Source organism: Longimicrobium sp., assembly GCF_036554565.1.
GTDB lineage: Bacteria > Gemmatimonadota > Gemmatimonadetes > Longimicrobiales > Longimicrobiaceae > Longimicrobium.
In genome coordinates, this window is the sequence record NZ_DATBNB010000355.1 from 1 (window position 1) to 14,343 (window position 14,343).

Annotated in this window: 15 protein-coding genes; 4 read left to right on the top strand and 11 right to left on the bottom strand. The window is 70.5% G+C overall.

Annotation, left to right across the window (positions count from 1 at the left end; translation table 11 throughout):
- The 10 genes from VIB55_RS09900 to VIB55_RS09945 all read right to left on the bottom strand — a co-directional run.
- On the bottom strand, positions 1 to 629 hold a 629-nt coding region (locus VIB55_RS09900), incomplete at its 3' end, for an NAD(P)H-binding protein (protein WP_331876489.1).
- A gap of 63 nt (positions 630 to 692) precedes the next feature.
- A complete protein-coding gene (locus VIB55_RS09905) occupies positions 693 to 1,076 on the bottom strand; it encodes a VOC family protein (RefSeq protein ID WP_331876490.1) in 384 nt (127 codons plus the stop codon).
- Between the two features lie 121 nt (positions 1,077 to 1,197).
- Complete coding sequence (locus VIB55_RS09910; RefSeq protein WP_331876491.1) at positions 1,198 to 1,878, bottom strand: NADPH-dependent F420 reductase; 681 nt, start codon at positions 1,876 to 1,878, stop codon at positions 1,198 to 1,200.
- 28 nt (positions 1,879 to 1,906) lie between these two features.
- A complete protein-coding gene (locus VIB55_RS09915; protein ID WP_331876492.1) occupies positions 1,907 to 2,572 on the bottom strand; it encodes a nuclear transport factor 2 family protein in 666 nt (221 codons plus the stop codon).
- Positions 2,573 to 2,714: 142 nt separating this feature from the next.
- Entirely contained in the window at positions 2,715 to 3,584 is an 870-nt protein-coding gene (locus tag VIB55_RS09920; RefSeq protein ID WP_331876493.1) for a VOC family protein, read from the bottom strand.
- Positions 3,585 to 3,623: 39 nt separating this feature from the next.
- Entirely contained in the window at positions 3,624 to 4,055 is a 432-nt protein-coding gene (locus tag VIB55_RS09925) for a DoxX family protein (protein ID WP_331876494.1), read from the bottom strand.
- Between the two features lie 110 nt (positions 4,056 to 4,165).
- Complete coding sequence (locus VIB55_RS09930; RefSeq protein ID WP_331876495.1) at positions 4,166 to 4,600, bottom strand: helix-turn-helix domain-containing protein; 435 nt, start codon at positions 4,598 to 4,600, stop codon at positions 4,166 to 4,168.
- Positions 4,597 to 5,529 carry a VOC family protein gene (locus tag VIB55_RS09935; RefSeq protein WP_331876496.1) on the bottom strand — a complete coding sequence of 311 codons (933 nt, stop codon included), beginning with the start codon at positions 5,527 to 5,529 and terminating at the stop codon, positions 4,597 to 4,599. Before VIB55_RS09935 ends, VIB55_RS09930 begins: the two co-directional genes overlap by 4 nt.
- Before the next feature lie 38 nt (positions 5,530 to 5,567).
- Positions 5,568 to 6,002, bottom strand: a complete 435-nt coding sequence (locus tag VIB55_RS09940; protein WP_331876497.1) for a DoxX family protein — start codon at positions 6,000 to 6,002, stop codon at positions 5,568 to 5,570.
- A gap of 86 nt (positions 6,003 to 6,088) precedes the next feature.
- Positions 6,089 to 6,523: a MarR family winged helix-turn-helix transcriptional regulator gene (locus tag VIB55_RS09945; protein ID WP_331876498.1), complete on the bottom strand. Its 435-nt coding sequence runs from the start codon at positions 6,521 to 6,523 to the stop codon at positions 6,089 to 6,091.
- Positions 6,524 to 6,894: 371 nt separating this feature from the next.
- Here VIB55_RS09945 and VIB55_RS09950 point away from each other — a divergent pair, with 371 nt between their 5' ends.
- Positions 6,895 to 8,394 carry an MFS transporter gene (locus tag VIB55_RS09950; protein ID WP_331876499.1) on the top strand — a complete coding sequence of 500 codons (1,500 nt, stop codon included), beginning with the start codon at positions 6,895 to 6,897 and terminating at the stop codon, positions 8,392 to 8,394.
- Between the two features lie 170 nt (positions 8,395 to 8,564).
- Here the strand turns inward: VIB55_RS09950 and VIB55_RS09955 are convergent, their stop codons facing one another.
- Positions 8,565 to 9,296, bottom strand: a complete 732-nt coding sequence (locus VIB55_RS09955; RefSeq protein ID WP_331876500.1) for a phenylalanine 4-monooxygenase — start codon at positions 9,294 to 9,296, stop codon at positions 8,565 to 8,567.
- A gap of 396 nt (positions 9,297 to 9,692) precedes the next feature.
- Here VIB55_RS09955 and VIB55_RS09960 point away from each other — a divergent pair, with 396 nt between their 5' ends.
- From VIB55_RS09960 to VIB55_RS09970, 3 genes are all read left to right on the top strand, one after another.
- Positions 9,693 to 9,905: a hypothetical protein gene (locus VIB55_RS09960; protein ID WP_331876502.1), complete on the top strand. Its 213-nt coding sequence runs from the start codon at positions 9,693 to 9,695 to the stop codon at positions 9,903 to 9,905.
- A 222-nt stretch (positions 9,906 to 10,127) separates the two neighbouring features.
- Positions 10,128 to 13,349: a GAF domain-containing protein gene (locus tag VIB55_RS09965; RefSeq protein ID WP_331876503.1), complete on the top strand. Its 3,222-nt coding sequence runs from the start codon at positions 10,128 to 10,130 to the stop codon at positions 13,347 to 13,349.
- A 194-nt stretch (positions 13,350 to 13,543) separates the two neighbouring features.
- Positions 13,544 to 14,343: carboxypeptidase-like regulatory domain-containing protein (locus tag VIB55_RS09970; protein WP_331876504.1), on the top strand; the 800-nt coding region annotated here is incomplete at its 3' end.

The following is a 14,343-nucleotide window of genomic DNA, read 5'->3' on the forward strand; positions in this document are numbered from 1 at the left end:
ACGATTGCCGCCAGCTCGGCGAGGGTGAATGCCTCGTCGCCGCCCAGTTCGTAGATGCGGTTCTCGTGACCCTCGCCGGCCAGCACCGCGGCGGCGGCGCCGGCGAAGTCCGCGCGCGTCGCCGCGCTCACGCGCCCGTCCCCGGCGCTGCCCAGGAGCGCGCCGTGCTCCAGCGCGGGCCCGAGGTTCCCCGTGTAGTTTTCCAGGTACCAGCCGTTGCGCAGGAAGACGAATGGGATGCCGGAGGCGCGGATGCCCTCCTCGCTGGCACGATGCTCGGCCGCCAGCTGCATGGCGGTGGCGTCCGCATGCAGGATGCTGGTATAGGCCAGCAGCTTCACCCCCGCCGCACGCGCCGCCTCCACCACGTTGGCGTGCTGCACGGCGCGCTGGCCCACCTCGCTGGAAGAAACCAGGAGCAGCTTCTCCACGCCCTGCAGCGCCGGACCCAGCGTTTCCGGCCGCGAGTAGTCCGCGTGGCGCACCTGCACCCCGCGAGCGGCGAGATCGCTCGCCTTCTCGGGGCTTCGCACGAGTGCGACGATGTGGGCGGGCTCCACGCCACGCTCCAACAGGTTCTGAACCACGAGGTTGCCCAGGTGTCCGGTGGCTCCAGATACGGCGATCATTTCGGCTTTCGAATGGTTACTGAGTGATTTCGTCTGCTGGCACTCCCGTGGGCACGCCCCCTCTCACGCGGGCGGGGCCTTCTGCTCATTCAGCCCATAGACGCGTCCGTCCGGCCCGCGGAAGTGCCGATAGGCGTAGCCCATTTCCTCGAACCGGTTGATGTCGCCCAACAGCTCGGCGCCGGCCGCCTCCACCGCGCGCGACGCCGCCTCGATGTCGTCCACGCGGAAGCCGAACGCGACACCGCCCTCGTTGTACCCGAACGGCGGCAAGGCTTGCGGGAGGTAAAGCTCGAGGATGGTGCCATTGGGCATGGAGAACACGCTGACGCCCGGCAGCTCCATCATGGGCGCGAGGCCGAGCGTTTCCGCGGCCAGCTTCTTCATGGCGGCGAACTGCGTGTCATCGAGGGTCAGGGCGTGCCAGGTGATGCCTTCGACTCGCATGGTCGTGTGTCCTTTCTGGCGTGCTGGATGAGGACGAGGGAACCGGCGCCCGGGCGCGCGGCGCGCGGCTCTCCCGCGAGCCACGCCCCGGCGCCGCGGGCGAACCCGGCCGCGGTTCCGGTCAGCCGACGGACTGCCACCCGGGCGCGATGCCGGTACCGCGGCCGGCCATGAAGCCGAGGTAGATGTTGAGCATCCCCAGCGGCTCCAGGTACCGCGCGTTCGAGAGCGGACCGGCGTCCACGGGCTCGAAGCCCGCGCTCTCGATCACGCCGCGCACCGCCTCCTTGGCCGCCGCGTCGTCGCCGGCGAACAGCACCTGCACCCGGGTGGCGCCCGGCCCGGAAGCGAGCACCGGCGCGAAGACGGTGTTGAACGCCTTCACGATGCGCGCACCCGGGACCGCCTTCTGGATCTCCTCGGCAGCCGACGACGTGAAGCCGACCGTCAGGCCGGAGAAGTCGGCGGAGAGCGGGTTGGAGATGTCGATCACCGTCTTTCCGCTCACGTCGCCCGCCGCGCCCAGTGCCTCGGCAGCCGCGGCGTACGGCGTGGCGACGATGAGCAGCTCCGCACCCGCGGCGATCTGGCCGTGGGCCACCGCCCGCACGTTTCCGCCCGCGGCAGATGCCGCCTGCTCGGCATGCGAGGGGTCCTGCGCGGTGATGCTGATCTCATGGCCGGCGGCCGCGAGACGCTTCGCGAAGGCGGAGCCCATGTTGCCCGCGCCAATGATCCCGATCTTCATCCTGTGCCTCTCGTCTTCCTGTAGGTTGGTTTGCGCCTGCCAGGGATCGCGCACGGCGGAGCCGGCCGGTCCCCGGAACGGACTACTGGGTAAAAATCATCTGCTCCGCGGCGGCGCCGCCGGCCGTGCGGAGCGAGATCACCATGCTCCCCCCGGCGGTGCGCTCCAGCGTGCAGCTCCAGCCGGGCTCCGCGCCGACCAGCGCCTTCATTTCGGGGCGGCGATTGGTGATGCTCGCCACAGGCGAGCCGCTTACCGCCGGCTTGGGCGTTCCGGGGGGCAGCATCTTCACAAGGATGTACTCCTCGGAGATCGCGCCGCCGCGCCACCGGGCGACGGTGACCATCTTCATGTTCGCCGGCGGGGCCGACGTGCCGACCATGCACGTCCACTCGCCTTCTGCAACGACCGGCGCGTGGTTCGTCAGTTGCGAACCAGGCTGCCACATGGGCTGCAGCGCGTGCACGTGCGCGTCGATGCCTTCGGTCCTGGCGCCGGCGAACTCCACCTTCACGTCGGCGGTGTGGAGCCGCCGGAACATGTCGACGTCGCGATTGTTCCACGCAACGAAGTCCAGCAGGTGAAAGTTCGTGGCGTTCACCACCGCCTGGTCGGCTGCGACCGGCCCGGGCGCGGTTCCGGCCGGGGCGGCTCCCGACGACGAACAACCCGCCACCCCGAGGACCAGCGCCGCCGCGCCCGCTGCGATGCCGCGCCTCACTCCGACGATTCCGATGCTGGCGTTCATTGCGTGGATGCTCCCGCTGAAGATTCACGTTGACCCCGACCGCCCGAACGGCACCGAATCTGTTTTCCTCCCCCGGTGGCGGGTAGTAGTTACCGGTTGGTGAGTACTCGGCAACGACATGACCGCTGCCCGGACGGCGGCGTCAGGCGGTGAGCCGGAGCCGGTGCCCCGCGGGGTCCGCAACCCACCATCCGGCCCCGTCACGCTCGGCGTTCGGCACCCGCCGCAGCACCGCTTCCAGGCGGGCGGGCGAATCCAGCCGCACCGTGTAGTGCCGGAGCCCCGCCGTGCCGGCGGGCTGCGGCGCCGCCCCCACCCCCTGCCACGTGTTCAGCGCCAGCCGGTGCGGAAACCGGCCCCCGGCGTGGAAGTCCGCCATCCCCAGCTGGGGCGCGTACAGGTGGTCCAGCAAGCCCAGGACGTCGCGGTAGAAGCGGTGCGTGGCGGCGATGTCCCCGACGTGGAAGTGGACGTGGCCCACCCTGGTTCCGGAGGGCACCGGCCGGTCGTAGTCCGCGTCCGGGAGGCGGGCAAGAAGCTGCTCCACGTCCAGCGGGTCGCGCCCGCTGCGCTCCCGCCCCTCGGAATCGATGACGACGGGATGGCTCCCCACCATGCGCATGGAGCCCATGCGCTCCGGGGTCTCCAGCGTCAGCTCGAGCCCGATGCCGTCGGGGTCGTCCAGGTAGATGGCTTTCGACATCACGTGGTCGGTCGGGGCGATGGGCCACCGGCGCTTGATCAGCCGGGCCAGCACCCGCGCGAACTCCGGCTCATCCGGCAGGTGGATCGCCACGTGGTACAGCCCGCTGAAGCCGCGCCGGGGCCGGCTCGTGGCCCCCGGGTGCAGCACGAGCAGCGTTTCGTCCTCGGTGCCCAGCTGCAGCCCGCCCTCATCCCGGGCCCTCAGGCGCAGCCCGACGACGTCGCGCCAGAAACCGAGGGACCGGTCAGCGTCGATGACGTCGAGATGTACCGGGCCGAAGGTCATGAAGTCCGTGGGATTGCTCATGGTCGGATCTCCTGGAACCAGGTGAACGTGGGCTGCCGGTCAGGCGTTGCGCGGCGCGATGGGGGCGGCCTTGCCGCGGCCCCAGGCGACGAAGGCGGCGAACGCGGCCAGCACCAGGTTCATGGGGATCATCCCGAATTCGCCGCGCGAGGCATGGAAGGCCGTCGCCAGCAGCATCACCACGATCAGGCCGATCGCGGCGAGCGCGGTCAGGCGCGGCTGGATGCGGGTGAGCGAGGGGAGGATGAGCCCCACGGCACCGGCGAACTCTGCCGCGCCGATGAAGCGGACCAGCATCTCGGGAACGGTGGTCACCCAGGGCAGCGAAGCCGCGAGGGCGTCGATGGGCTGCGACAGCTTCATCAGCCCGGTCATGGCGAACATGGCCGCGAGCAGGACCTGGACGATCCACAGGCCTACGTGAAGGCCGGTGCGGCGTGCGGGGGCAGCGGTGTGGGCGGCGGTAGTCATTGGAATCACTCCTGGTTTGTTTGCACATGACCTGTTGTCACAGGCTTATGGTGGAAGATATCTGTTATAACAGTGGTTGTCAACAGGCATTCTGCGTTGGAAGAGCCGGTTCAGGCAGCCGCTTCAGACGTGGGCACCGAAGCCGGGCTTCCAGGCGCAGATCCTGGCGCCCGTTCCCTCCGCGATCGGCTCTCCGCCGCCGCGTCGAACCGGATGCGTGACTGCTCGATCTCGTGCCCGTGCGCCCGCGCCCATTGGAGCAACGCGCGAAGGGCCGGCTGCAGTTCCGCGCTCAGCGGGGTGAGGGCGTACGATCCCGTACTGCCGGGGCGTTCGGGCGCCGTTCGCGCCACGAGGCCGTCGCGCTCCAACGCCCGCAGCGCCCCGGTGAGCACCTTGCTCGAAATTGCCAGGTCGCGCCGCAGCTGGTTGAACTGCGTCGGTTCCACGCACAGGCGCGCCAGTATCGGGAGCGCCCACCGCGCCCGGACGGCGTCCACCGCCAGCCGGACGATTCCTGCCTCGTCGTCGCCGGGGTACGTCATCGTGCGCCAGGATCTACCGCGACACGGAGCGGAATGCCCCAGGGGTCGGCGGTCGTGAAGGCATCCGGGCCAGCAGGCACAACGCGAACGCCTCCCGATTCCAGCCGCTGCCGGGCCGCCTCGACATCGTCCGCGGCCGGCAGGTAGATGCGCCACTCGCGAAGCCCTGCGACGTCGGCCGGGCGGGGCGCCGCTCCCTCCCCTCGCCAGGTGTTGAAGCCGAGGTGGTGATGGTAGCGGCCGGCCGACACGAGTGCGCCGTTCCCCAGGTCGATCTGGATCTCGAAGCCCAGGAGGTCTACGTAGAAGGTGCGCGCCTGCGGCATGCTGCCCACGTGCAGGTGCACGTGCCCCACGCGCAGGCCCGGCTCGGCGTGCGGCACCGGCGGCTGTTCGCCGGTCAGGGCGAGCAGGCCCCTCACGTCGAGCGGATCACTGACCCCTTCCACCAGCTCCGCCAGCGTAGCCGGCCACGCCTCGCGCGGGGCGTCCCACGCCAGCTCCAGCCCGTTGCCGTCCGGGTCCGAAAGGTAGATGGCCTCGTGCGTCTTGTGGTCCGAGCCGCCGATTCGGAGGTGTGCCTCCGCCATGCGGCGCGCGGTGCGCGCGAGCTCCAGGCGCGACGGGTAGTTGAGCGCCACGTGATAGAGCCCCGTGTGCGCCAGGTGCTTGCCGGCCGGGCGCGCACCGGGCTCCTCCTGGAGCACGACCACGTCTTCCTGTCCGGCGCCGGTGCCCAGGTGCGCCACCTGGTATTCACCCTCGCGGCCGCGCTGGGCAACCTGGAGGCCCAGCACACCGCCGTAGAACTCGACGGCGCGGTCCAGGTCCGCGACGGCGAGGCGCACGGGCCCCAGCCGAAGCGCGTCCGGGAGCAGGGCGCGCGACTCGCGGGTGTACGGCATCAGATCGGTGCTGGCGTCGCTCATGATCGGGACCTCGTGAGGGCGGTGGACGTTCGGTTGATTCAGGCCGTGCGGGGCGCGATCGGCGCCGCCTTGCCGCGGCCCCAGGCCACAAAGGCGGCGAACGCACCCAGCACCAGGTTCATCGGCACCATCGCGAACTCGCCGCGCGAGGCGTGAAAGGCCGACGCCAGCAGCATAACCGCGATCAGGCCGATTGCGGCGAGCGCGGTCAGGCGCGGCTGGATGCGGGTGAGCGAGGGGAGAACGAGTCCCAGGGCACCGGCCAACTCTGCCGTGCCGATGAAGCGGACCAGCATCTCGGGAACGGTGGTCACCCAGGGCAGCGAAGCCGCGAGGGCGTCGATGGGCTGCGACAGCTTCATCAGGCCGGTCATGGCGAACATGCCGGCGAGCAGGATCTGCACGGCCCAGAGCGACGCACGAAGGGCACGGCCGGACTGCGGGGCGGTGAGGGTCGAAGCGATGGCGGTCATGGCGACTTCTCCTGTGTGGTGTTGGAACGTGGTTTGTTGTAACACTCGATCCAGCAAGCGAAGCCTCCCGGGGCAGGCGGTGGTGCTCAGGTGGCCGGGCCCTCGGGATCGCTGAACAGCTCCAGCAGCGAGCGCAGCGTCTCGACCTGCTCGGGCGAGAACCGGCGGAACTGCTCCCGGTGCAGGCCGTCGACGACGGGAGTGGTCTCCAGCAGCATCTCGCGCCCGGCGTCGGTGAGCCTTGCCCGTACGAAGCGGCGCTGCCTGGGGTCCCGCTCCCGCACCAGGAGCCCCGCCTCGGCCATGCGGTCCAGCAGGCGCGTCATGTCCGGCACCGGCGAGAGCAGCCGGCCCCCGATGTCCGTTCCGCAGAGGCCCTCCGCGCCCGCGCCGTTCAGAATGCGGAGCACGTTGTACTGCGTGGGCGTCAGCCCGTAGGGCTTGAGCAGCTGCTCCATCCGGTACATCAGCCGGCTGACCACGCGCCCGAGGGCAATCGCCGCCCGCTGTTCGGGCGACACCGGCAACGCGACAGCGTGTGATTGCGCATCCATGTTATAACAATACACGTTCCGACGCGGGCTGTCAACGGGCGCCGTCCTCAGAGGAGCAAGAGTGTTCTCACCAGAAGCGTACGAGACCGGGTTACGGATGGTTGCCCGTCAAGCTCTGCGGCTAAGCAGGGGTCGAAGAGGCCTGACCTGCCTCGTCGCGGTAGCCAACTATCTTGTCCGCCTCCATGAGGCTGGCTGTGATGCAGAGACGCCGCCGCTCGGGAGAGCGGCGGCGTCTTCGTTGTAGTCCTGGTGAGGGGACCGTTGACATAGCGGTAGGGGGTATATAATTTACTTGCATACCCACAGGGGGTATCAGCAATGCGATCCGAGGAGCCATGTCCAGCGCCGTTCCCATCCAGAATCAGCAGGCCAGCTCGGTGCCCAAGCCCGCACTCGGCCTCTCCCTGCTCGTAGTGGCGACGGCGCAGCTGATGCTCGTCCTCGACGATACTGTGGCCAACATCGCGCTGCCGAGCATCCAGCGAGACCTGAACGTCGCGGCCTCGACGCTGCCGTGGATCATCAGTGCCTACGTGCTCAGCTTTGGCGCGCTCCTGCTCTTCGGCGGGCGCGCCGGCGACCTGTACGGCCGCCGGCGGGTGCTGCGCATCGGCCTCGGCATCTTCGTCGTGGCGTCGCTGCTGGGGGGCCTGGGGATGAGCGGGGCGATGCTGATCGGCGCGCGGGCCCTCCAGGGCGTGGGGGCCGCCCTGGTGGCGCCCAACGTGCTGGCCCTGATCGCCACCACCTTTCCGCCGGGCAAGCCTCGGAACTCCGCGATGGCGGTCTACGCGGCCATGTCCGCGGTGGGGATGACGGTCGGCGTGCTGCTCGGCGGCGTGCTGACGGGAATGCTGAGCTGGCGCTGGGTCTTCTGGATCAACGTCCCCATCGGCGTGGCGGTTCTCGCCGGAACACGGCTCCTGGTGGAGGGGCAGCGCAGCGCAGGCCGCCTCGACCTCGTGGATGCGCTGACCGGTGCCGGCGCCATGGTCGCGCTCGCGTACGGCGTCACCCGCGGGGGCGAGCACGGGTGGGGCGAGGGCGTGACGCTCGGCTCGTTCGCGATCGCGGCGGTCCTGCTGCCCCTCTTCATCTGGCTGCAGACGCGCCGCGCCCACCCGATGCTGCCGCTGGCACTGCTCCGCGACCGGAACCGCAGCGGGTCGTACGCGACCGTGCTCTTCATCGGCGCCGGACTCATGGCCACGTTCTTCCTCCTGACGCAGTTCATGCAGGAAGTCCAAGGGTTCAGCCCGGTGATGGCGGGGCTGGCGTCGCTGCCGGTCAGCGTGGGGATCGTCCTGGCCGCGGGGATCAGCTCCAAGCTGCTGGAGCGCTTCTCCCCACGCGCGGTGTCCGTCCCCGGCCTGCTGATCGCGGCCGGCGCGATGCTCTGGCTCTCGGGGCTCTCGGCCGGCTCGTCGTACGCGGGGCACGTGCTCCCGGCGCTGTTCCTGGCCTACTTCGGTCTGGGAATGGGGTTCATGCCGCTCACCCTGACCGCGGTGCACCGGGTGGAAGCGGACCGGGCGGGCGTTGCCTCGGCCATGCTCAACACCGCGCAGCAGCTTGGCGCGGCGCTCGGCGTGGCGGTCCTGGGGACGATCTCTACGGTGGCGGCGAACAGCCGGTTCGAGGGAGCCGGCCGGATCCTGCAGGACCGCGGCGTGGGGGCAGAGGCCACGGCGAGGGCGAGCGACGCAATGACCCACGGCTTTGCCGCCGCCTTCATGGCCGGAGCCGGGATGCTGGTGATCGCGGCGCTCGTGGTGGGCACCACCGTCACCACCCGCCGTGCCGAGGCGGCGCCCGGGGTCGTGGCAGCGCACTGAGGCCAGGCGCCGGACGAGTGGAGGTGGGCCTTCACCGTCCTGCTAACCGTCGCCGGCGGCACGTTGCTGAAGACGCCGCCACTCGGGAGAGCGGCGGCGTCTTGCGTTGCAGCTGGGGTGCGCGGCCCAGGCCGGGTCCGTCTGGCTCACACTCGGCGAGATCTCCGCCGTCAGTGGACGATCCGCTTCGCCTTCTCCACCGCCTCGAAGAGCTGGTCGAACGATTCCGTGACGAACAGCACGTCCTGAAAGCGGTCGATCTCGAAGTGCTGCTGCATCACCGCCTCCAGCGAGAACGGCCGCCGGTCGCAGTTGGGTCCCAGCGCGTTGGCCGCCTCGCCGTGCGAGCTGATGAGGCCGCTGCCGTACACCTTTACCTCGCCATCCTCGCGCACCAGCCCGAACTCCACCGTGAACCAGAAGAGCCGCGCCATCTGGCGCACGCCCTCTTCCGACTCGACGCGCGCCGCCACCTCGCCGAATTCCTGGAGGAAGTTGGCGAACACCGGGTCTGCGTGGAGCGGGACGTGGCCAAAGACGTCGTGGAAGATGTCGGGCTCCGGAAGGTAGTCCAATTGTTCGCGGGGACGCACGGACACGGTGGTCGGGAAGCGGCGCTGCGCCAGCTGCTCGAAGAAGCTGCGAGCGGGAATGAAGCCCACCACGGGGACCGCCGCCCACCCGGTGCGCGCCTCCAACCGGCGGTTCACGTCGCTCAGATCGGGCACGCACTCGGCCTGCAATCCGATCGCGGCCGCGCCGTTCAGAAACACGCGGCTCCCCGTCCGCTGGAGATCGGCCATCCGCCGCGCGTACAGCAACTCCCAGACGGCGTGGTCCTCCGCGGTGTACAGGTGCCAGTTCTGCTCCGTGAAGATCGATGGTTCGGCACTGACCAGCATGCTCTTTCTCCTCGGTGGAAGGAAGGCGGATCGCGTGCGTAGAGCCGCGGGCGCGGCAACGCAGTACGTGTCCGGTGGGCACATCATTTGAGACTGTATTTTGGAGAGTAACCGCGTTCGCGGAAAACGCGCAAGTCCCTCACCTTCATTGTCACCTGCGACGCGCACCCGACTGCGGGGGACAACGTGCTGCCCGCGACCGGACGGACGGAGCAGGAACGCTGGTTTCCGAGAGGCAGGGGTGTAGGGCTCTTTATCTGACGGATATTTGCGACCAACGGTTGCGCCTTGGCCGGGACTCGCGCACCTTCCAGGTCCCCACGGCAGGCAGGGTGGAGAATGGCCTCTTGCCTCCACCTGTCCGCCGGGTTTCATCGTCTACAGGAGGGTCGAGCAATGCGGAAGCTGAAGCTGAACGTCGACGCGCTGAAGGTAGAGGAGTTTGCCACGGAAGGTCTCGAGGCAGAAACGCGCGGGACCGTGGGCGGGCACGGCTCGGTGTACTCGAACTGCGCCGCGGTGTGCGAGAGCAGATCCGAAGACCCGGACTGCTTCTGCGAGATCCATACGTACGAGGAGGAGTTCACCTGCTACGCCGGCTGCATGTGACGCACTGAACCCGTCCCGCAGCCCGTGGAGACGTTCCGCCATGGGAAGGCAGCCTCGTGGTGGAGAGCGCGCGGCGTGGGAAGCACACTCACGCTGAAGCTTTCCGCCCGATGACGATCGCACCAGGGCTCGGACGCCGCACCGCACGCAACTTGCACCGCCCCGCGCACCCGCGCCGCCGATCTCCCGGCGGCCCGGGCCAAGCCGCACCCCTCGAACGCCGTGAATTCCACCACTCTCCTCGACGAAGACCACGCGCGTTTCCGGTCCGTCGTCGAGCAGTTTCCCTCCGCGGCCGCCGTGTACGAAGGGGCGGACCACGTCGTGGTTGCCGCCTCCGCCGCGTACCGCCGCATCGTCGGGGGACGCGACCTGATCGGGCGCCCCTTCCGCGAGGCACTTCCCGAGCTGCACGCGCAGGGCTTCACGGCCATGCTGGACCGTGCATTCGCGACGGGGCAGACCGTGGAAGGCGCCGGGGTCGCCGCCGAGTGGGACGACGACGGCGACGGCCAGGTGGAGTCGCACGTGGTGGACTTCACCTATCAGCCGCTCACCGACGCCGCGGGCCGGGTGTGGGGAATCGTCGTCCACGTCCTGGACGTCACCGCACGGCACCGTGCCGAGGCCGCGCTCCGCCGCAGCGAGGCCCTGTTCCGCGCGACCTTCGAGCATGCCGGCATCGGCATCGCGCTCGGAGGGCTGGACCGGGTGCCGGTGGCGATCAATCCCGCGCTGTCGCGCATGCTCCGCTACTCGCTGCAGGAGCTGCGCGACACCGGGTTCCACGGCATCACGCATCCGGAAGACCGCGACCGGAACCGGGCGCTCTACGAGGAGCTGATCGCGGGGGGCAGCGACAGCTACCGGACCGAAACGCGCTACATCCGCAAGGGCGGCGGCGTCGTGTGGGCAGACCTGGTCGTGTCGCTCGTCCGAGGCGATGACGGGGCCCCGCTCCACACCGTGGGGATGGTGCTGGACATCACCGAGCGCAAGCGGGTGGAAACGCTTCTCCAGGAGCAGGCGGTCGAGCTGGAGCAGCAGGTAGAGGAAGCGCACTCGCTCAACGAGCAGCTGGAGGCCACCAACCAGGAGCTGCGCGCCGCCACGGAAGAAGCGCATGCGGCGCGGGACCGGCTGGCGTTCCTGTCGCACGCCAGCGAGATCCTGGGGTCGTCGCTGGACTACGAGGCCACGCTGCGGAGCGTGGCGAACCTGGCGGTGGAGCGGCTGGCGGACTGGTGCGCGGTGGAGGTCGCCGACGGGCCGCGGCGGAGCCGGTCGGTGGCGCACCGGGACCCGGCGAAAGTTGCCTGGGCGGAGGAGATCACCCGCCGGTACCCGCCTGATCCCGATGCGGCGACGGGCATCCCCGCGGTGCTGCGTACCGGCCGGTCCGAGTTCTACGAGCACATCCCGGATGAGATGCTCGTGGCCGCGGCTCGCGACGAGACGCACCTCGCGCTGCTGCGGGAGATCGGCTTCACCTCGGCCATCATCGTGCCGCTGGCGGTGAGGGAGCGGCAGGTCGGCGCCCTGATGCTGGTGTCGGCCGAGACGGGCCGCCGCTTCACCGCCGCGGACCTGGCCGTCGCCGAGGACCTGGGCCGGCGGGCGGCGACCGCGGTGGAGAACGCGCAGCTGCTCCGCGCCAGCGAGCGCGCGGCGAACCGGTCGCGCCTTCTGCAGGCGTTCGCCGCGGCGCTCAACGAGTCGTCCGGCATCGCGCAGGTGGCACGCGCCTGCGTGGAGTACGGGATGGAGGTGCTGGGGGCGAGCGCCGGGTCGCTGGGACTCCTGGCCGGCGGGGGAAGCGAATTCCAGATCCTGCACTCGCACGGCTACGCCGCCGAGGTGGCCGCGCGCTGGGCCCGCTTTCCGCTCACGCCCGGGCGTCCGCTTTCCGACGCGGTCCGAGAGGGCCGGCCGCGCATCATGGCCAGCCGCGCGGAGGTGGAGGCGCGCTACCCCGGGATGGCCGCCGAGTTCGGCCGGGCCCGTACCGAGGCCTACCTCGCCATCCCGGTCGGCGCGCGGGGCCAGGTGATCGGCGGGCTGTCCTTCAGCTTTGCCCGGGAGCAGCACTTCGACGAGTCCGAACTCGCCGTTCTCCTCACCCTGGGCGAGCAGGCGGCCCAGGCGCTGGAGCGAGCCCGGGCCCTGGAAGCCGAGCAGCGGCTCCGCGAGCGGGCGGAGGTTCTCGCCGAGTCGGGCGCGGTGCTCGCCGAGTCGCTGGACATCGGGGCCACCCTCGGCGCGCTCGCGCGCCTGGTGGTGCCGCGCGTGGCGGACTGGTGCTTCGTGGAGCTGGTCACCGAGAGCGGCCGCATCGAGCCGGCGGCCATCCACCACGGCGATCCGGAGCGGGTCGCGTGGGCGCAGGAGCTTCTCGCCAAGTACCCCATCGACCCCGCCGCCCCGTACGGCACCGCGCAGGTGGTGCGCTCGGGCGCGCCGGAGCTGGTGCCGGAGATCCCCGACGGCGTGTTCGAGGCGGTGGCGATGGACGAGGAGCACCTGGCCGCCCTGCGCCAGACGGGGTTCCGGTCGCACCTCTCGCTTCCCCTCACCGTCCGCGGGCGCACCATCGGCGCCCTCTCGCTGGTACAGGCCGAGTCCGGCCGGCGCTTCGGGCCGGAGGACCTTGCTTTTGGCGAGGACCTGGCGCGGCGCGCGGCCGTGGCCATCGACAATGCGCGGCTCTTCGCGGCGGAGCGGCAGGCGAGGGAGACCGCGGAAACGGCGAACCGCGGCAAGAGCGAGTTCCTGTCGGTGATGAGCCACGAGCTGCGCACGCCGCTGAACGCCATCGGCGGCTACACCGAGCTCATCGACATGGGCGTGCACGGGCCCGTGACCGCGGCGCAGCGCCAGGCCCTCGAGCGCATCCAGCGCAGCACCAAGCACCTGCTGGGGCTCATCAACGACGTGCTCAACTTTGCGCGCAGCGAATCGGCCGCCCCCCAGTACTTCCCCGAGCACGCACCCGTGGGGGAGATGATCGCCGCCGCGGAGGCGCTGGTGCTTCCGCAGCTCGTGGCGAAGGGGCTGGTCCGCGCCCCCGGCGAGTGCGACCCGGACCTCACGGTGTACGCCGACCCGGCGAAGGTTCAGCAGATCCTGCTCAACCTGCTCAGCAACGCCATCAAGTTCACGCCGGCGGGCGGGCAGATCCGCGTGGCGTGCGCGGCCGAGCCCCACGCGGTCGCGATCTCCGTCACGGACACGGGGATCGGCATTTCGGAGGAGGGGCTGCGCAGGGTGTTCGAGCCCTTCTTCCAGGTGGACGCCCGCCTCACGCGCACCGAGGGCGGGGTGGGGCTGGGGCTGGCGATCAGCCGCGACCTCGCCCGCAGCATGGGGGGAGACCTGACCGCGGAGTCCACCGAGGGCGCGGGGAGCACCTTCCTGCTTCGCCTTCCGCGCCATGCGGATGGATAGGGTGCAGTCCATTCCCGCGGGGGCGAAGCGGAGCCGCGGGTACTCCGGAACCAGGGTCCTTCCCCCTTGCCCTGTTCGCCTGTAGGATTCAACGTGCGTCGTGACCGCCGGCCCCGGGACAGGTCGTGGTGCGGCGCACCTCCCGGCTCTCGTCCCACCCCCTCGCGGAAACCCCGTCCACAGGAATGACTCCGATGAACCGAGCATCTCGTTGTGTGGTGCTGCTGATCGCGGCGCTGGCCGGGTTGCTGGCGCCCCGGGCGGCATGGGCCCAGGTGACCACCGGGTCGCTCAGCGGCACGGTGGCCTCGAGCACCGGCGAGCCCGTGGCGGGCGCCAGCGTGACCGCCGTCCACCAGCCCTCCGGAACCCGGTACTCGGGTGCCACCCGGGCCGATGGACGGTTCCAGCTTCCGGGAATGCGCGTCGGCGGGCCGTACACCGTCACCGTGGCGCGCCTGGGGCTGGGCACCCAGAGCCGCCAGGGGGTCACCGTGAACCTGGGTTCCACCACCGACCTGTCGTTCCGCCTGGCCGAGGCGACCCTGGTCCTGGACGAGGTGACGGTGCAGGGGCAGCGGGCGGGCGCCGTGTTCAGCCCCGACCGGACCGGGGCGGCGACGACGGTTGCGCGCGAGCAGATCGACGCCATGCCCACGGTCAACCGCCGCATCGAGGACTTCGCCCGGCTGACCCCGCAGGCGAGCAGCGGGCTGTCGTTCGCGGGCACCGACAACCGGCTGAACAACATCACGGTCGACGGTTCGTACTTCAACAACTCGTTCGGCCTGGCGGGCGCGCCGGGGCAGCGGACGGGCGTGGCGCCGATCTCCCTGGACGCCATCGAGCAGGTGCAGGTGAACGTGGCGCCCTTCGACGTGCGCCAGGGCAACTTCGTGGGCGCGGGGGTGAACACCGTTACCCGCAGCGGCACCAACGAGCTGCATGGCGCGCTGCGGTTCGACTTCCGCGACGAGGGGCTGGTGGGCGACCA